The organism is Bacteroidales bacterium (assembly GCA_013141385.1).
GTDB lineage: Bacteria > Bacteroidota > Bacteroidia > Bacteroidales > Tenuifilaceae > UBA8529.
The window spans coordinates 310149-329809 of sequence record JABFRB010000019.1; the positions used below are offsets into that span (position 1 = coordinate 310149).

Annotated in this window: 17 protein-coding genes; 12 read left to right on the plus strand and 5 right to left on the minus strand. The window is 35.5% G+C overall.

All coding sequences use genetic code 11. The features are described from left to right. Positions 1–153 precede the first annotated feature (153 nt). The 4 genes from HOO91_12215 (at position 154) to HOO91_12230 (ending at position 2652) form a co-directional block, all read left to right on the plus strand. Complete coding sequence (locus HOO91_12215) at positions 154–645, plus strand: hypothetical protein (GenBank protein NOU18311.1); 492 nt, start codon at positions 154–156, stop codon at positions 643–645. Beyond that, on the plus strand, positions 617–1108 hold the full coding sequence (locus HOO91_12220) for a hypothetical protein (GenBank protein ID NOU18312.1): 492 nt from the start codon (positions 617–619) through the stop codon (positions 1106–1108). Before HOO91_12215 ends, HOO91_12220 begins: the two co-directional genes overlap by 29 nt. Before the next feature lie 136 nt (positions 1109–1244). Continuing rightward, positions 1245–1475 (plus strand): hypothetical protein, encoded by a 231-nt coding sequence (locus HOO91_12225; GenBank protein NOU18313.1) that lies wholly within the window; start codon positions 1245–1247, stop codon positions 1473–1475. Positions 1476–1575: 100 nt separating this feature from the next. Next, complete coding sequence (locus tag HOO91_12230) at positions 1576–2652, plus strand: radical SAM protein (GenBank protein NOU18314.1); 1077 nt, start codon at positions 1576–1578, stop codon at positions 2650–2652. An 83-nt stretch (positions 2653–2735) separates the two neighbouring features. Here HOO91_12230 and HOO91_12235 read toward each other — a convergent pair whose 3' ends face one another. Beyond that, positions 2736–3869 carry an ATP-binding protein gene (locus HOO91_12235; GenBank protein ID NOU18315.1) on the minus strand — a complete coding sequence of 378 codons (1134 nt, stop codon included), beginning with the start codon at positions 3867–3869 and terminating at the stop codon, positions 2736–2738. A 115-nt stretch (positions 3870–3984) separates the two neighbouring features. Further along, positions 3985–5427: a radical SAM protein gene (locus tag HOO91_12240; GenBank protein NOU18316.1), complete on the minus strand. Its 1443-nt coding sequence runs from the start codon at positions 5425–5427 to the stop codon at positions 3985–3987. 198 nt (positions 5428–5625) lie between these two features. On the opposite strand from HOO91_12240, the gene HOO91_12245 reads away from it, so the two are divergent. Continuing rightward, positions 5626–7137 carry a hypothetical protein gene (locus HOO91_12245; GenBank protein NOU18317.1) on the plus strand — a complete coding sequence of 504 codons (1512 nt, stop codon included), beginning with the start codon at positions 5626–5628 and terminating at the stop codon, positions 7135–7137. A gap of 39 nt (positions 7138–7176) precedes the next feature. On the opposite strand, the gene HOO91_12250 is transcribed toward HOO91_12245, so the two are convergent. Continuing rightward, positions 7177–8040, minus strand: coding sequence for a universal stress protein (locus HOO91_12250; protein NOU18318.1), 864 nt, complete (start codon positions 8038–8040; stop codon positions 7177–7179). 485 nt (positions 8041–8525) lie between these two features. Between HOO91_12250 and ispG the strand changes: the two genes are divergently transcribed. From ispG to lgt, 7 genes are all read left to right on the plus strand, one after another. Continuing rightward, positions 8526–10403 carry a (E)-4-hydroxy-3-methylbut-2-enyl-diphosphate synthase gene (gene ispG / locus HOO91_12255; protein NOU18319.1) on the plus strand — a complete coding sequence of 626 codons (1878 nt, stop codon included), beginning with the start codon at positions 8526–8528 and terminating at the stop codon, positions 10401–10403. 139 nt (positions 10404–10542) lie between these two features. Then, complete coding sequence (locus HOO91_12260) at positions 10543–11904, plus strand: sigma-54-dependent Fis family transcriptional regulator (protein ID NOU18320.1); 1362 nt, start codon at positions 10543–10545, stop codon at positions 11902–11904. Between the two features lie 105 nt (positions 11905–12009). Further along, positions 12010–12921, plus strand: coding sequence for a hypothetical protein (locus HOO91_12265; protein NOU18321.1), 912 nt, complete (start codon positions 12010–12012; stop codon positions 12919–12921). A gap of 692 nt (positions 12922–13613) precedes the next feature. Beyond that, a complete protein-coding gene (locus HOO91_12270; protein NOU18322.1) occupies positions 13614–14936 on the plus strand; it encodes a hypothetical protein in 1323 nt (440 codons plus the stop codon). 53 nt (positions 14937–14989) lie between these two features. Then, complete coding sequence (locus tag HOO91_12275; GenBank protein ID NOU18323.1) at positions 14990–16084, plus strand: gliding motility-associated C-terminal domain-containing protein; 1095 nt, start codon at positions 14990–14992, stop codon at positions 16082–16084. Between the two features lie 35 nt (positions 16085–16119). Continuing rightward, on the plus strand, positions 16120–17115 hold the full coding sequence (locus tag HOO91_12280; GenBank protein ID NOU18324.1) for a type IX secretion system membrane protein PorP/SprF: 996 nt from the start codon (positions 16120–16122) through the stop codon (positions 17113–17115). A 233-nt stretch (positions 17116–17348) separates the two neighbouring features. After that, entirely contained in the window at positions 17349–18146 is a 798-nt protein-coding gene (gene lgt / locus HOO91_12285; protein NOU18325.1) for a prolipoprotein diacylglyceryl transferase, read from the plus strand. On the opposite strand, the gene HOO91_12290 is transcribed toward lgt, so the two are convergent. Continuing rightward, entirely contained in the window at positions 18143–19156 is a 1014-nt protein-coding gene (locus HOO91_12290; GenBank protein NOU18326.1) for an NAD-dependent epimerase/dehydratase family protein, read from the minus strand. The two genes, lgt and HOO91_12290, sit on opposite strands and share 4 nt — an antisense overlap. A gap of 10 nt (positions 19157–19166) precedes the next feature. After that, entirely contained in the window at positions 19167–19625 is a 459-nt protein-coding gene (locus HOO91_12295) for a hypothetical protein (protein ID NOU18327.1), read from the minus strand. Between the last annotated feature and the right edge of the window lie 36 nt (positions 19626–19661).

Below are 19661 nucleotides of genomic sequence, written 5' to 3' on the forward strand. Positions count from 1 at the left end.
AACGGTGTTTTGCCGAAACCTTTTCTTATGGGTAGAAAATCAAGTTGTATTTAGATAATTAATAAATTGCATTAACTTTGATGTAAAGAAGGGTAATGCTAAACAAGAATATATAAACTATGGACGTATTGTTATATAACTAAAACCAATTCAATGAAAAAATTATATGTCTTTATATCATTGATTACAATTGTAATTCCACAAAATTCATTCTGTCAAACTAACCAGGAGATAGAAAGAAGTTTTTTAGGAATGAAAGAATTTATTGTTGCAATAGGAACAACAGTAAATGATACAATCATTGCTGATAATGTGAAAAAAGAAGTTAAGAAGTTTGTAGCTATTGGAACAGGACTGGTAACATATTTCAAGATTGATACTAATTTAGTATATAATGTTGTTACTGCTGGTCATGTAATTAAATTTTTTACAGAGAATAAGAAAAACATTTATATTAGAGCTTCATGGGCAGATACTATTAAAACGACTGATTATTGGGGGATAGAAATACCTCTAACAAACTCAGATAATACTCCAAATACTTTTTTATACCCTAATAAAGAAATTGATTTAGGGTGTATTTTGATGTTTCCTATGTATTTTAATAAAGTTTTTATTGAAAAAGCAAATAAAAAAAAATGTTAAAATATTTCCAATTAATTATATGACTGTTCCTTATATTGGAAGTCAGGTATGGTTATTTGGTTATCCAGATCATGTTGAAAATAGATTTCAATATTCTTTTTTATATAATATTTCGACATTTAAACCGGGATATATTGTTTGGAAACCATCATTAAATATGACAAATAAAGACTTATATCATATAGCATTAATGGAATCAAATGCAACACATGGTAATAGTGGTGGTCCTATTTTTTACGTAACTGACAAAATAGAATTAGTCGGAATTCTAACGGGAGGATATGAAGACATTAACTCTGTTTATTTGAACAATAAACCTGTATTTGACCCTATTTCAAAAAATTTTTTAATTACAAAAAGCAGATCTGGCGTTTCCATAATAGAGAAAGCAGAATATGTAAAGAAACTTGTTAAATATGTACAAGAAGAATTTTATTTATACATTAAAGGTAAGCACAAATAAACATGATGCTTAACAACTATAAATTTCAGTTGTATCCATCGCTTCTTCTTCTGTTCGATTAATAGTTCCTTATTCCGTACCTTGAAACGGCGGTTTGTCGAACCACGCCTTACTATTTTATGCAAAAATTTACACCGTGGAGGACTTAAATGGTGTTTATGTTGTTGCGTCAATCGATTCAGGCAGCAAGAATATTTATATGAATTCATTTAATCTCGCTACGACCATTGATACCTTAAATGAATGGCAGGAGTTTAAATTCTTGTTTCCTGTATTGGTTCAAACCACACTCCCTGATTGTGAGTTAAAATTATATATTTGGAATAATGGGCGTAAAATCTCAACTTCGATGATTTTAAAGTTATGATATACTAAATGAATAATAGGTTGTTCTTATTAGCACGGATTGTTTGAAATCAATTACTATTTCAGAACTTGTTCGTTAATAATGTCCAAATGTTTATATGATGAATAAAAGAAAACTAAAAAAAGCCCTAAAACGAATTAAATACCTACCGCAGGGGAAGTATTTCTTTCTCTATTGTTTTAATAAAATTAAACATTTTTATTTCAAATATAGCCAGTCAACAAAAGTTGCTTTCCCTTCTACTGTAATGCTTGAGTTAACCAACCACTGTAATCTTCATTGTATTACATGTCCAAGGGAGTATGATTATGGAAAGGAAATGGATAAGGGGAGTATAGATATTAATCAAGCAAAAAAAATTGTTGATGAAGTTTGGCCATATCTCGATTCGATAGGCTTGACGGGTATGGGAGAAACATTCCTTTACAAGGAGATAGAACAAATTGTTGATTATATTAAATTGAAGAATAAGGGAATAATTATTTCTCTCTCAACCAATGCTATGACCCCAGATTTTACTGGAGGTGTGCAAAAAATAATAGGTAAGGTTGATACAATTCAGGTTTCAATTGATGGGTTAGATGGCGTGTATGAGCAGATTAGGAAGAATGCAAGTTTTGAAAAGGTAAAGAAAAATCTTACATATCTCACAAAACGTTGTATCGGAACGGAGACAACAATAATGCTTAATATGGTGGTTACTCAAGAAAATTACCATCAGATGCATGAGTTAATATCATTTTCGGAAAATATAGGTATTCAATATATAAACTTTACGCTATTCAATCTTTGTGCTGTAACTGATATAGAACTAGACTATTACCAATTCTTTAAAAGCAAATCATTTATTGATGAACTTAAAAGAGTTGAGGACATGAAGCAAAAGCACACTTCTGTGGAGGTAAGTAATTGGGATTTTCAGGCAAAGAATGAATTCAAGAAATGCCCCTTTCCATGGACACATTTTTATATTTGCTGGAATGGTTATGTTGCACCTTGTTGTTCGAAACCATTTCCCAAAGAGCAGCATTTTGGAAATGTCTTCGAAAAGGGTGTTATGGAATGCTTAAACAGTAAGGATTTTAAGATGTTTAGGGAGTTATGGTATAAAAACCAAAACCCCGAATTTTGCAATAAATGCCATTTTATTGGAATAGAACCGATAAAAATCAATTAAAACGTTTCTTTGGAAAGGGCAACTACTCTTATTATCATCACCTTAACATTCGTCATTAACTAGAAATTACCAACATGAATTATCTACTTAATCCAATCTTCAAAATTATTTGTAGTAATTACTTCGAAACTTGAATCGGGGTAGGCGTTTTTCCATTGCGAAGGTGTTTTTACCTTGGTTTTTCCCCATTTAAATTCATAGCCAAATAAAGCACCATCACGCTCCTCCACCCAATCTATTTCCTGTTGTTCGTATGTTCGCCAAAAGTAGTTATTCGAGGAAATTTTTTTATACTCTTGGTATTTAATCCTTTCGCTTATCATATAGTTCTCCCAGAGTTGTCCGGCATCATTTCTTGAGGCAACGGGATTGAAGTTAGCTATAACGACGTTTCTAATGCCATTATCGAAGAAATACCATCTGGAACTTTTTGAAATCTCTTTGCGTAGATTCCTGCTAAACCCTTCTACTTTATGCAGAATAAATACTTTACTTAGCAGATCGAGATATTTTTCCACGGTATTTTTGCTAATTGAAAGTTGACTTCCTAGTTCTTGAAGTGATACTTCGCCGCCAATTTGAAAGGCAATTAGCCGTAACAGGTTAAAAATCTTTTGAGAATTTTTAATATTTTCATAAGCAAGAATATCTTTTAACAGATAGGAGCTTACCATTTCATTCAGGTAATCAATTTTGTCTTCTTGGTTGGGCAAATGAAGAAGTTCTGGATAGTTGCCAAAGATCAGTCGTTCCCTTACCTTATCTATTTTTGATATACTGTTTTCAACCTGATTGTACTCCCTTTCCGATATTGCAAACAGGTTAAATGTGTATTTCCGTCCCGTAAGAGGTTCTCCGGCATCTTTATGAATGTTAAAAGATGATGAACCCGAAATAATAATTTTTAGCCCGTCAATCTCGTCGATCATAAGTTTTAGCTTCAAACCAATATCTAGTATCTTTTGGGCTTCATCGATATAAAGTAGCTTATTTGTACCAAGAATCTGTTTATAATTCTCCACGGTTCTAGTGGCAAGTTTGTCATGAACATTAATATCATCTCCATTTAAATAGAGGTAAGGTTCGTTCACTTTCCCTAAGATATCTTTAATAAGTACCGTTTTTCCTACCCGTCTGGCTCCGCAAACAATTACAACCTTATTGGGTTGAAGCTTCTTAATAATATTATCCGAAAGCTCTCTGACTAAATAATCCATAATTGAGTCATTGTGGTGACGCAATTTAGCATAATTCTGTCGGAGCAGCAAATTTTACGCAATAATATTTTAAAACTCAGAAACATGTATTATTTAATTTTAGACTTTATATAAATCAATTCCAACGATTAAAAGCAGCCAACAATCTGATTAAGCCAATCTTAGCATTCGCCATAAGATTATGCCCAAGAAACTTCTGCATAAAGTATATGGCTAGTTTTACAATACTCCTCCCCTTCGCTTTTTTATAAACATCGTAGTGGAACGAATCGAACGATTTTTGGATTTGACGTTTCGAAAAACCCGGTAAATCTAATATAGCCCTTTGGCGCTCGTTGTTAAAATCAATATTTTTAGGGATGATGCCCATCGCAAGGGCTTTTTCGTATAGTGCCGTTCCCTCGTAAGGGAAAAAGATAGAGGTTGCGTGCCAGTCGGGCTGCAGTTCCTGATTCATCGCTAGTGTATATAGGAATTGAATATAAGTTTCACCCGGTATGCCTATTATATTGTAGATACCAACCCGTATCCCATATTTACGGGCAGTAGCGACCACCCTGCGGATATCATCGTTGGAGTAATTGCGGTTAAGGATATTCCTACGTACCTCTTCATTGCCCGATTCTAAACCAATTGAAACAGCGGTGAAGTTTGCTTTTTTTAGGGATTGAAAGATAGGTTCGTCCTTAATACCGGGAAATACCCGAAGGTTGGTGGCAAAGGATTTTGGTGTTGTAAACTGCTCATTAAACTTATAAAGTGCATCGCAAATTGCGATAAGCCAATCGGGATTTACCCCGCACGTCTCTATCTCAAGGAAAAACGCATTAACTGTGGGAAAGTGTTTTGTAACTTCATCCATCTCATTTATAATATTCTGAATCTCCCTTAACCTAACGTACTTCCCGCTTGTAATCGATCTAATCTTATGGTTACAGCAGTAGGTGCAATTAAACGGGCATCCTCTACCCAAAAGCACTGTAATCCTTGAGTTTGGTTCTAGCATCCACTCCTGCCAAATCTCCCTATCAGGGAATGGTAACTCGCTTAAATGTTCAGTGAATGGGCGTGGAGGGTTTTTAATAACCCGTCCATCCTTTTTAAACCAGAGATTAGAGATATTGTAGTAGGATTCACCATTCTGAATCTTTTCGGCAAGTTCCAAAACAGGGTACTCTCCTTCGCCAATGCACATTGCATCGTAAAGGTTAAGGTACTCCTCCTTGGGATTAAGGGAAACATGAACCCCTCCTATTATTGTAAATATGCTTGGGTATTTATCCCGAATATATTTTGCGATACCGCTAATAAACTCAAACTCGCTGAATACTGATGTATAGCAGATAATATCAGGGTTGAAACCTGCTATTTTATCATCTACCGTTTTACGGTTTTTAGTGCCATACCTTCTATCAAGAACAACCAAAGCCGTTTGATGGTTATATTGCTTTAGCATCACGGAGATGTAGGAGATACCAAAATATATATCCTCCTGCCCTCGCAGAGGTTTTCTTCTGTTTACTGTTTTAGTGGTAGAGTATATAAATAGGATTCTCATTGGCGTTGATAAAAAAATATCAGTAAAAATACTTTTTAAGAAAATACCACGGACTTAATAGTTATAAATTCTTATATCCTAAGTAATAAAAGATAACATTTTAGATGACAACACACTACTATATAGCAATTAAAGTGTTTACTTTGTTTTTTAAATGTACTCTCCCGTTAATCTTGAAAAGAATAAATAAACAGTGAAATGAAATTAAACAAATCAAATACTACAATTATTATCGTAACAATAATATTCTTAATTATTTATATTGTTTTCCCAACAATTAATAGTTCTGTTGATGCTTGGGGATATGCAGCATACGTGAAATTGGGCGAAAATCTATTCCTTTCGCACCACTTATTCTATAACGCCTTAGGTTTCGTTTGGGTAAAACTAATTGGGCTGGCTTATAGTTTTGATACCCTTAAACTACTTATCACGCTGAATGCTTTATTTGCTGTTGCAACACTTTACGTATTTGGAAAAACGATAAGATTGTTGGGGGTTGAGGGGAAACGGCTAATTATATGGGTTGTTTTTATTGGAAGTTCATGGGCAATTATGCGATTTGCCACGGAGAATGAGACCTACATAATACCTCTCTTTTTTTCAATGCTCGGCAGCTATTTTTTTATAAAAAGTTTAAAAAAGAATTCAACAACTAGTTTTTTTCTTTCGGGCTTTTTTGTAGCACTTGCTTGTCTTGTTCATCAGGTAATGTTTTTCTGGTGGTTATCACTTTTAATTGGTGTAGCGTACAAGAAAAAAATTAAACCCTTTGTTTGGTTTGCTCTTCCTGCTCTTCTTGTTCCGCTTTCATACATATTGGTTTTGGTTTTTTACAATAATCAATCATTAACCCTTGACTCGTTAATGCGATTTGTTTTTAGGGATTATTATTCTGGTGCGGCAGGAGTATCAATGGGTATTAGTAGTTTGATATTTAGTGCTATCAGCATGGTTCGTTCTTTCTTTCAGGTTCACGGATATTTTGCTATTCTGCCCCGAATCAGCAGTTTATTTGTTCTGGGAGGCGTTATTGCTATCGGTTTTTTAATTGTTGGTTTGATTAGTTTAAAACAGACCCAATGGAATTTTAAGCGACTAAAGGATTTGCCAATTTGGGTTCATTTACTAGCAATGCTGTTTCAAATTGTTTTTGCATTTTTATCAAGCGGGAATGCAGAATTTATGGTGATGATACCTATTCTGTTTGCAATAGTATTGTCACAAATAGTTAAAAATGAAACTCGTTTCATTGGTTTTATTGCAACAGGGATGCTGATATGGAATGTAACACTTGGATTGATCCCATTAAATAGATATAGTTTAGATAGCAACACAATAATGTTTAAAAAAGTTCTCGAAAGTCAGGTAAATCAAGAGAAACAACTATTTGTTTTATTCAATAGACCGGGGGTAGAGAATCGAGTTAAGTACTTTACAAAGGAGTATCCAAAGAATCTTATTACAGGAACTCAGTATGATAGTATTAATCATGTTATAAGGAGGATTAACAATGCGTTAGCAAACGACTCAGCTGTGTATACCGATTGTATTAATCGCCCCAAGACCCTTTCACGCGAAGCACTTGTTGTTTCTACAGATAACAGCAAACTGTTTAGCGGTTTTAATCTAATAAAGATTGATTCTGCCCAAACCCTAACGGGGGAATATTACATTAATGCAATAGCAAAAACCAAAGGGGAACAGTAACATTCCCCTTCATTTTACAATATTCATTTACCAATTTTCCTAGTAAGGTTTTCCTTGGGTGATGAAACTACCAAGTATAAATATCTCCTGTGGAGTTACGCTAAGAACAGGAATTGGCGATTTGTTTAGCATTTGCTGCGCATAAGTACCAAGAACAAAATTGGCAATTGAGAGCGATTGTTCTGTCATAATGCTTATTAAATCGGCATTAACATCCAATGCGTACTCAATAGTGATATCGGTTAAATTATCGCCATTCATTTTTACCGTTTTGAAGGGTACTTCATAATCCTTAAGGTAATCGCAAACCTGTTTTGTAAAGGCATTAAGTTTGGTTACAATCTCATCCGATTCATTTGTCGAAACGGCAACCACGTGTACTTCTGCACCAAAAGCCTTAGCGATCTCCGCCGTAATGGGAACTTTCTGACGCGTATCGGAAGTAATATCAATAGGCATTACAATTTTTTTAATCTCATGGGGAACAGATCCTTGACGTATTGTAATTACGGGCTTTTCAGTAGCTGATATTATTTTAAATGCATTGCTTCCAATAAAAAACTCCTCAAAACCCGATGCTCCATGTGTTGAACATATAATAACAGTATTCTCAAATGCTTCAGCCTGATTAACCACTTCACGATAAACTTTCCCTTTTTTGATGATATAGCTTAGTTCTAAACCTTCGTGTAGTTTTGGTGAATACTCCCCAATCAGCTTTGCAAAATCTTGGGTTGCCATTCGATGCTCCTCCTCCAAACCAATACGCCCCATCTCCGATACGGCCTTTTGAACATAAACCATCTGTATATTACTCTTAAACTGATTCGCAAAAATTATGGCCAAACGAAGACCGTTTAACGATTCCTTAGAGAAATCAATAGGTACAATAATATGTTTCATGATTTATAAAGTTTTGTATTAGGGCTCGATAGCAAAAGTAATTAGTTTGCGTGAAGTTAACAAGGAATAATTGATAATGTATTGTTGATAATCAAAAATGAAAAAAAGAATTGTAACTACTCTGTTACATAATTTAGTAGATATTTCTTTTGAAAAAAACAGAAAATGTCAAATATAGATGCTATGCTTGCACTAACAACTCTCGCAAAGCCGCCAAGTTCACGAAGAAGAAAAAACTTTTAGTTTTTTCCCTTTGCGTCGATTAATTATCGTTATTACTAGATTCTCAAATTTTCGATAAAACTATATTAATATATTTTTGCTTTTCTTATAATTTTCCCCAATTCATTGCCTTTACATAAACCCAACAAAGTAAAATCTTAATTTCTTTGCGGCTTTGCGACTTAGCGTGCAAATTTTTTAGAATGGAAAATAGTTACAAAGAATTTAATACAAAATCCCTTACTTTGCAAAAAGGATTGACCATGTCAAATAGGAGATACTGCGAAAGCTTGACACAGTTTGTACGATTAAAGACGCCGGCTGTATCAATTGGCGGAATTATGCTTGGAGGAGACAACCCAATACGTGTTCAAACCATGGCAACCACCAGCACAAACGATACTTATGCAACAGTAAATCAATGTATCCGAGCAGCAGACGCAGGAGCGGAGTTATTTAGAATTACTGCTCCAAGCCTAAAAGAGGCTAAAAATTTTGCAAACATCAAAAAAAATTTGATAAGTAAAGGGTATAAAACGCCTTTAGTTGCTGATATTCATTTTAATCCAGAAGTTGCCATCGAGGCAGCACTCCATGTTGAAAAGGTGCGGATCAATCCCGGGAATTATGTTGATCCCCGTGCTAAATTCGACACATTTAAGTATACCGATGTTGAATATAAGGATGAATTAAAAAAGGTTGAGGAGCGATTTCTTCCTCTCTTGAATCTTTGTGTTAAAAAAGGGGTTGCTATACGGATTGGTGTAAATCATGGTTCCCTGTCCGATAGGATAATGAGCCGCTATGGTGATACTCCTGCAGGTATGGTAGAATCGGCAATGGAATTCCTCCGAATTTGCCATAAGCAAAATTTCAAAAATATAGTTATATCGATGAAAGCTAGCAATACAAGGGTTATGGTTCAGTCCAATAGATTGCTGGTTAGTTCAATGATGATGGAGGGAATGATTTACCCGCTTCACCTTGGTGTTACCGAAGCTGGCGAAGGTGAGGATGGACGCATAAAATCTGCCGTTGGCATTGGTACCCTTTTAGCCGATGGTATTGGAGATACAATTAGAGTTTCGTTAACAGAAGAACCTGAGTATGAAATTCCTGTAGCAAAGAAATTGGTTGCCTATTTTGAGAATCGAAAAACACAACCTGTTATACCTGAAATAGTTGATTTACCCTACGATCCATTTTCATACAATCGAAGGAAAACTTTCGCCATTGAAAAAATTGGCGGTAATAACCTCCCGGTGGTATTTGCAGATCTATCTAATAAACAACAAATCAATAATAATGATTTATTAGAGTGGGGATGGATATTTGACACGAAAGTTCAATCTTGGGCGAACACAGAATTATCTGCTGATTATTTGTTCTTTGGAAATGCTGATGTATCGGAGTTAACGAATTTAAAGGGCTTACCAATTATTACAATTGCGGAAAAAATTGAAGAGTCGTACAATTCAGAAAGTCCAATATTCCTTATTATCACTCTTCAACAACTCTCTAAATCTATAATTGAGACGATAAATAAGAACAAAAACACTATATTAATTCTCAAAACAAGCAATAAAAATGGGTATGCAGATCAACGAGTTACTTTTATCCAATTAATGAATGCAGGTATCGAAAACCCAGTGATTGTTCATCGCGAATATGATGACTCTGATATTGAATCATTTCAGCTTAAGAGCGCAGCCGATTTTGGAGCATTACTGATTGATGGACTTGGCGATGGAATTATGATTTCCTCTAAAAATCAATCCTCTAAAATCGTTTGCTCAACCGCATTTTCAGTTCTACAGGCAGCAAGAACACGCACAACAAAAACCGAGTACATATCATGCCCCGGTTGTGGACGCACCCTCTATAACCTTCAGGCAACTCTTGCCAAAATAAAAGAAGCAACTAGTCATCTTAAGGGGCTTAAAATTGGAGTGATGGGTTGTATTGTGAATGGTCCGGGCGAAATGGCCGATGCCGATTATGGGTATGTTGGTTCAGGGAGCGGCAAGGTATCCTTGTATAAAGGTAGGGAGATTCAAAAGAAAAATATATCGGAAGATGTTGCTGTTGAAGAACTTATTTGGTTGATCAAGGAAAATGGGGATTGGAAAGAGAAAGAGTAGAAGATTTTTTCTCTTGATCTGTTTGCCAGTCAAATAATATGTTACAGATAACAAACAATGACCAATAACTGTTAACCAACAACTTTATATTAAAAAAACTCTCTAACTTAGCACCTGTCGATTTTCAATACAGAAACACATGGCAAAGATTTTAGTAGTTGATGATGATTCCACCTTCTGTATTATGCTTAAAACCTTCCTTTCAAAAAAGGGACATGAGGTCAAGGAGGCTTTTTCGTTTGACGAGGCGATTAGAATAATCAAGGCAGAAGAGGTTGATGTACTCCTTTCCGACTTCAGATTACCAGACCATAGTGGGATGGATCTTCTCGTTGAGGCGAAAAGAAAATCATCCGATACTATTGTTATACTGATGACCGGGTATGCCGATATTCGTATTGCCGTTAGCGCAATTAAAAAGGGAGCCTATGAGTATGTTACTAAACCCATTAACCCCGATGAGATTCTGCTTACAATAACAAATGCTCTAACAGCCCGAAGAGGTTCATCAATAAACGATTCCGACAAAAATGTTTCAAGAACAGTCACCAAATTTATTAAGGGCATAAGTATTCAAGCACAACAGGTGAATGATTATATTAGTATTGTTGCACCAACAAACCTTTCGGTAATTATTCAGGGAGATAGCGGTACTGGGAAAGAGTATATTGCCCGCGAAATCCACAATGAAAGCAAACGCAGTCGCAAACCATTTATAGCCATTGATTGTGGTGCCCTATCGAAGGAATTGGCGAGCAGTGAATTTTTCGGTCACCTAAAAGGATCATTCACAGGTGCAATTTCAGATAAAATTGGACAGTTTGAGGCAGCTGATGGCGGTTCTTTATTTCTCGATGAAATTGGAAACCTTCCCTACGAGGTACAGGTTAATCTTCTCCGAGCCATTCAGGAGCGTAAGGTTAAAAAAATTGGAAGTAGTCGCGAGGTTGAGGTTGATGTTCGGTTGATCACCGCCTCGAATGATGATTTGATAGAAGCCGTTAAACGTGGCGATTTTCGTGAAGATCTATATCATCGCCTTAATGAATTCACAATAAACGTTGCTCCACTCAGGGAGCGGAAAAGCGATTTAACAATATTTGCCAACCATTTTCTCGATTTAGCAAATCGGGAGATGGGAAAACACATCCTTGGCTTTGAGCAATCGGTAGTTGATATATTTATGAGGTACACCTGGCCTGGGAATATTCGTGAGTTAAGGAATGTTATCCGAAGATCTGTACTTCTTGAAACTGGAGAGCAGATCACAATTCGGTGTCTCCCTGTTGAGTTATACACGCAGAGCGAGAATGTAGACATTGTGTCTGCCCCAGTTAAAAAAATTGAAAACCTTCGTGACTCAAAGGAGAATGCCGAACATGAGTTGATAGTCTCTACTCTCGAAAAGGTCAGATACAATAAAAGTAAAGCAGCACAGCTACTTAGCATTGATCGCAAAACGCTTTATAACAAGATGAAACAGTATGGAATACCCTATTAATATTTTGTATTTGTAACATTCAACATCAACTATTCGTTTAATTAACTTATGTTTACAAGAGATAGGTATATATTCTTAACAATGATATCACTAAAGAATTTTGATATGAATACAGCAACCCAAATCAAACAACGATTCGACTCATTAAAAACCATCTTTTTTCTATTCGGGTTTATTTTAACATTATCTTTCCAAATATCAGCCCAAACACGACCAGTACAAGATGTACGAAGAGTAATTGTAACTACAAGCTATGTTGTAGAAAATGGGCAACAGCAAGATTTAAATTATGCGGTTGAACAGGAAATTTACGATTCCTTAAATCGAATGCATACCGAAATAGAGTTTGATTTAAAAGATCATTATCCACATAACTACAAGTGGCACGCCTATAATAAAATGGAAAGAGTTAGAACACTAGTATTTAGAAACGAAAAAATGGTTCAAGTGCTAGAATTTAGCTATAGGAATAATTTGGTAAACCAAGAGGTTGTTAAAACCGTACAACCAAACGACACATCAATTCTTTATATTCTAAATTTCACATATAAATCAGGCAATCCTGTTAAGATAATAGCTCAAAATTCACAAGGGAAAAAAGTTTACACCGTTGATTCAAAATTTGACGATAAGGGCCTTGAACTTGCTCGCAAAGTCAAAATTAAGGGGAGCATTTATCCCTCCGATTCCGTTTTAAGTATAACTGTAAAACCCACATATGACTCTAAAGGATTGCTTATTGGTAAAAAGGTTCGAACCTCGTATGTTTATAAACAAAACCAGAACGTTGAATTTCGTTACACCTACGATGCTAAGAAAAATTTAACAGGCATTACCAAACTCGATGAAAAGGGAAAACAGCTAAGCCGAGAGGAGAGGGTATACCACAGTAAAATTGAAGGAAGAGTCATGCAAGTTAAGTATTTTGATGCTAATGATGTTCTTATTAAATCAATTACAAAACGGTATGAAGTTTATCCAGCCCACGATTTAATAACAAGAATAATAGAGGATTAGACAACTAAATCTATGCTTTTTTTAAATGAAACTTCTCCTGTTCGCTTTGGCAAGCATTCATTATTCAAGCGAAAACCAAGTTTAAGAGTTTAGAAATTTAGCAGATCAACAACTTTCATATTAATCGTTTCTATATGAAAGGATTCTGAAAAATGAATAAAACCCTCAATTGCTGAGGAATTAACTTTATGGCAACGCTTATAGCAATTTAGATATTATTGATAGGCCAAACAACATACTCCCCCATTTTCGTACATGTAAATTCAGCAAATATTTTCTTTTGTCTGATTCTCTTCTAATTATATCTAATGGCAGGATTGTTGGTTGGATTTTATCTCACGTTCTTTAAATGCCGAAAATGGAGTTTTTTAACATTTTTTTGGAAAACTGAAAAAAAATTAGTTCCGTTTATCAGGTTTAACCGTACGTTCATCAAGTAAATGAGTAAAATTACGTATTAATATGTAAACTTTAACAGCTAAGTCAACGTATTACCTGTTAATAACGTGTTAAAAATTAATAATCGACATGCCTTCCAAAAGTAACAATTGGAAAATGAACGACCGAAAGATTCCTATACGAGATGGCCCTCCACCTTAACGAGGCTATAAGTATAGCAACGTGATTTATTGCAAACAAGCAAATCAGTAAAAAAACTAAATAAACAAAAACTTAACTTAATTTACAAAACAATGAAAAAATCAACTTTTTTAAGAATTGCGATGGCCTTCTCTTTGATACTTCTGGTATCAGGTGCTTTCGCACAGGTTAATATTACTGTCAAAAAATCTGATGGTACTGCGGCAAATGGATCTCAAATCTATACAAAGCATAGTTCTACTGGCGCAGAAACAGTTATTGCTACTGATGGTGGTGCTGGTGACCTTGATGCTATTGTAAACGGTGTTATTAGAATTTCACCCGTTGCTGGCACAAATTACCTTTTGCGCGATGCAGCAGTTGGTACCCAGTGGAATGCTTACACAGGAGTTGCTGCTGCAACAATTACTTTGAGTGCAAGCTTTAACCCTACAATTCAGGAGTATACAGCGAACCGAAATGTAAACAAGGTTACTACAGGTAAAGCGATACCATTCTGGGCTTACCCAAGTCCAGTTCAAAACCCTGCATGGATAGCTCCTGCTGCTCTGAAAGCAACACCAGCATCTATAGCCACAAATATTCTCTCATCATTTGCTTGGTCAACAGTTCCTGTAGCAAATGCTGCCAACTCTCATGCCCCTGCAACTGACAACTATTCTGAGTGGACTTTTACACCAAACCTCACAGCTGCAATTACTACAACATCCACATATGAGGTTGATGTGGTAGAAACCCCAACTGCTGCTTATGGTGGTTGTGTAGGTTCAACGATTAGACATTCAGTATCAGTTATTAATGCACCTTATGTTAGAATAACAACTGCAATTGGACCAGCAACCTATCAGGTTGGTGGAACTCCTGTTAGTCATATCGTTGCTGGTTGTTCTGGTTCAATAGCTGCAACTAATATTGCATTGGCTGCGGAAAATACAAACGAGGAGTTTCCTTACTATGTTAAGATTGACTATAAGGTTTACAACGCTACAATGGGTGCATTAAACAATCTTACTTTAGGTGCAGATGTTACAGCAGCCACTATGCTTACTTATCCCGCTCTTGAAGTACAAGGTTTTTTTGCTGCATCACATGTTAATAATACAACTAATCCATACAGGATTACAGCAACACCACAAAATCTTTATGGTGCAGTTCAAACATTCGGAATAATGAATAATTTGATCACTGTTTATCAATTCGATGTTCAGTCATGGAATGCTAAAATATCACGTAAATGCGATTATACTGCAATAAGAAATGCCGCAGGTGATGAGACACAAATAACAGATGCTAACTATACATGGTATAACTCTAAGTGGACACCAGCAACGGATGTAACTAGAGCATATATTATTGTATTCCCACAACCAGTTACAGGTCCTATCTATCATATACCTAATAGTTGGGCACTATAATAGTTGTTTAAAAGTAATCTACATTATGTGCTTACCAAAAACGTAACTAGGCATTGAAACTGAAGCTTAACATAGCGTTAGCACTTACTCTAACTATAGCTGCTGTAATGCAGAGCCATGGGCAAGATTTGCCCATGGCCTGCGTTGGTAGCGTTGAGCGTTACTGGGTGAAAGGTCTTAATGGCCATAGTAACTTTACATGGAAAATTACAGATCCCGATGGTAACGTTGTTCCTTCTTCTTTTTATACCCCAATTGACAGGGGAGATACTATTCAAATTAATTGGAATGAAACTTTAAAAGGAGGCATTTACACTTTTGAAGTTGTTGAACACCCTGATTATATTGGTTGTGGGGATGGTGATCCTTATCGCCAAAACATTGTGTTAAATTCTCCAACTATTAATATTCCTTTTGAGGGCGTTCCTACTAGCGTTGCTGTTTGTTATGGAAACCAAGTAGCATTGGATCCTGGTTTATTTACAAGTTATTTATGGCAGGACAATTCAACAAATAGAATTTATTTCACAGGAGTGGCAGGAACCTATCAGGTTCGGCTTATCGATGAAAAGTATAGTTGTTCGTACAACGAAATTGAAGCAAAAATTAATCCATTACCACTGATTAAACTAGGTAATGATACTGTTTTATTTGGAAACCAAACATTAACACTTGATGTTAGTGATCCCCAGTTCCAACTTTATGATTGGAGTACCGGAGATATAGTTCCATCAATTACTGTAGATGCTCAACCAGGAAATCAAACTTTTTGGGTTAAGATCACGGATGTTAATGGTTGTAAAAACTCTGATACAATTCTTATAAGTGGAATTAATTATGAGGAATTAAGAATTCCCCATGCTTTTACACCCAATGGCGATGGAATAAATGATAAATGGTATTTTCCTGCTCCACCTTTAGGCACACAGATTGAGCAGGATCTATACCCTTACTTTGATAATATTCAGGTTCGTATCTTTAACAGATGGGGCAGATTGGTGTGGGAGTCCGATAGTGATTTTATTGCCTGGGATGGCAAAGATTTAAAAGGCGAACCCCTTCCAATGGATTCATACCATTATATGATAAGATTGATAGTTAAAGGTAAGACCTATTCATATAAAGGGTCTATTACTATAGTTAGATAAAATTTTAAAATGCCTTCTGAAGAAAACCAGAAGAAATGCTAAAGAGAGTATTCATATTAACTGTTTTGTTTGTAAGTGGAATCACCGCTGGGTATGCTCAGCAGCAACCACTCTACAGCCAATATATGCTCAACACTTTTTTGGTAAATCCAGCTGTTGCTGGTGCCGAAGGGCTAACCGCTTTTCACCTAACCGCCCGAGAACAATGGGTTGGTTACAATGAAGGTCCAAGCACGTATGCTTTGAGTGCACAAACAAGAATATTAAAAACATCCTTTAGGAATCGTTCCCGATTGATTAAATCCAGAGCACGAAAACGCCGACCCAGTGGACGCATTGGAATGGGAGCTTTTGTTTATAATGATGTAAATGCTCGGATCCGGCGAACAGGTTTTCAGGGAACATACGCTTATCATATTTATATGAGAGATGTTCAATTAAGTTTTGGTGGTTCTTTAGCAGCATACCAATTTCGTGTTACTGTTACACCAAATGACACTTATGACCCACTTGTTGTAGATCCTCTTATTTTAGCCGGTAAGATAAATCAAAAGGTATCTACCGATGTAAACTTCGGAATGCTTGTTAGTACCGAAAAGTATTATGCGGGTTTTTCTGCCACAAATATTTTCCAGACCGCATTTCAATTTGGGAATGGAAGTTCTAATGAAGCATACAAAATACTTCGTCAGTATTATTTAATCGGGGGTTATCGATTTGAACCATACAAAAGCGATTTTGCATTTGAACCTTCAATTTTATTGACGTTCACAGAAAGAAAATCTACATCAACAGACTTGAATGTAAAAGCATACTATAAACAAGATTATTGGGCAGGCATCTCTTTTCGTACCGTTGGAGCTATGATTATGATGTTTGGCACTAGGTATCAACAGTTCACATTTGGATACGCATTTGATTATAATTTCAACGATTTGTCTAATATCAGTAAGGCCGGATCGCATGAGTTAATGATTGGTTATAAGTTAGGTGATACCGCTAGAAGATATAGATGGCTAAACAGATTTTAGCCTTTAAAATTATTTGTTTTTTATGATTATCAATTACTCACCGTCAACTTAGACGGTGTTTTTATATTGAGTAATAGACTCTACAGAATTTCAACACAATATATTATCTTTACGGAATTAATGCAATGACTGCTAGGAGGGGTTTTAAGAGATACCCACAAAGGATAGTATCCTTGAGATAACAAACACTCCTAAAATAATTGACATATTCTCAAATCTTAAAAGAATAATATATGATACTTGCTTCGATTCATTGGAATATAGATCCTGAAATATTTCGTATAGGAAGATTTGCAATTCGTTATTATGGCGTTTTATGGGCTCTCTCATTTTATTTTGGATATCTTATTTTTAACCGATTTGTAAAAAAGGAGGGTTTACCAGAAGGATTTCTCGATTCCTTAACTATTTATATGGTTGTTGGAACAATTCTTGGAGCAAGAATCGGACATTGCCTTTTTTATGAGCCAGAATACTACTTGAGCCATCCAATTGACATATTAAAAATATGGCAAGGCGGACTTGCAAGCCACGGTGCTGCTTTGGGTATTATAATTTCCCTTATTTTTTTCAGTATAAAACATAAGGTATCAACCATATATGTCCTTGATAGAATTGTTATTACAGTTGCTCTTGCTGGTTTTTTAATTCGTTTAGGAAATCTAATGAATTCAGAAATCTATGGAGTTGAAACAAATCTTCCTTGGGGCTTTATTTTTGTGAGAAACGGCGAGCAATTCCCCAAGCATCCCACTCAACTTTATGAGGCCTTCGCTTATCTGTTCATTTTTTTATTGCTTTATAGCATTTACTACAAATCGAACAATAAACCACAGAAAGGATTGTTGTTTGGATTATTTCTTTCGTTAGTATTCTCAGCACGCTTTGTTATTGAATTTATAAAAGAACCCCAGGTAGATTTTGAAAAGACCATGAGTTTAAATATGGGACAGCTGCTTAGTATACCGCTAGTTATTGCTGGGATTGGTTTTATAATTTACTCATACACCCAAAAGAACAAGGAGGTTTAAAGAGTACCTTTTCGAAAGATTTCTCCAATAAATTGGACTGATTCTGAAACTGGTAAAAGTTGAAGATCGACACTTTTTTTTATTTTTTCAGAAGAGTAGTAGGATTTGCTAAAGGCTGAATTTAAGTTTTCTCTTGAGATTGTAGGTTCTTTTCCGCTAAGCGTTCCAAATAGTTTGATTATTGGGAAACAAAAAGAAACCATTTTTGGCGTAATTTGGTATCGAGGAGGATTTTTCTCAAGACTTTTTGCAATTAACAAGAAAATATCTTTGTAACTCAAATTCTCAGAGTTTAAAATAAACCTTTCGTTCTTGATATTTGGATTTTCGTTTAAAAGAATCATGGCTTTAACAACATCTCGAACATCAATATAGCCACAGATACCATTGGTATAAAAAAGCAAACCCTTAGAAATTTTACAAAAAAACTGCCCACTTCCTGTACTCCACCGTCCGGGGCCAAGAATAATAGACGGGTTAACAATAATTATACGTAAACCCATTTCAGCACCACGCCAGACCTCCATTTCGCCAAAAAACTTACTCTTTGCATATGCACTTTTTCCCTTATTCTTTGTCCAAATGCATGATTCATCAATAAAACCTTGTTCGTTTGCTTCTCCTAGCGAAGCAATAGAACTCATATGGCACAAATTCTTGACATGGTTGTGAACGCAAGCATCTACAATATTTGCAGTTCCCCTAATATTTGTTTCGCTTATAGCTTCGGCATCTTTGGGGTTGAATGAAACTAAAGCACCGGCGTGATATACCGTTTCAATGCCAATGGTTGCGTTAAGCAATGATGAATAATCTAGTAGATCGGCATCGACCCATTCAATTCGGTCTAAAAGCTCTTTGGGATTTAAGGCGTAAAGAGAAAAGACTTTTGTGACAAATTCAATTGAAGAATTATTCCGCTTGATAGCCCTTACGGAATGTCCTTTTCGGGTTAATTCAAAGAGAAGATGCGAACCCGTTAGCCCGGTTCCTCCGGTTACAAGAATCATTTTTTGGATTTTAGTCTTTTAGGTTGATTTTCTGAAACACAAGATCTTTTTTCCAGATCAACTTTTTCCCGAATCCAAGCAGATTATCGGTCATTTTAATTAATGTTAAATCAACAACCCAAAGATGAGTCTCCATTAGCATTGCAACGGGAAATCTTTTCAGGTATGCTTTTTTAACCATATCAAGGAATTCACCTTTGGGTTCACTGATAATTCCTTGAAATTGAATCCCTTTAATTTTACCAATAATCTTAGTTTCAAGAACAATACTGCCAGCTACATAAATATTGTGACTTGCTTGCTGAATGTGTTTAGTCTCAAAATCAGAAGTAAAGACAAGGCTATTCTCTTCAGGAAGGTAAACATAGAAACAATTTGCACACCACGGTTCCTCTTCGAAACTGGTTGCTAAGGTTAGAACATGATGTTCCTCAATAAAATCAACAATTCTTTTTTCAGGTGTATTCATTGTATCTTTTAAAGCCTTACAAAGGTAACAAATGGC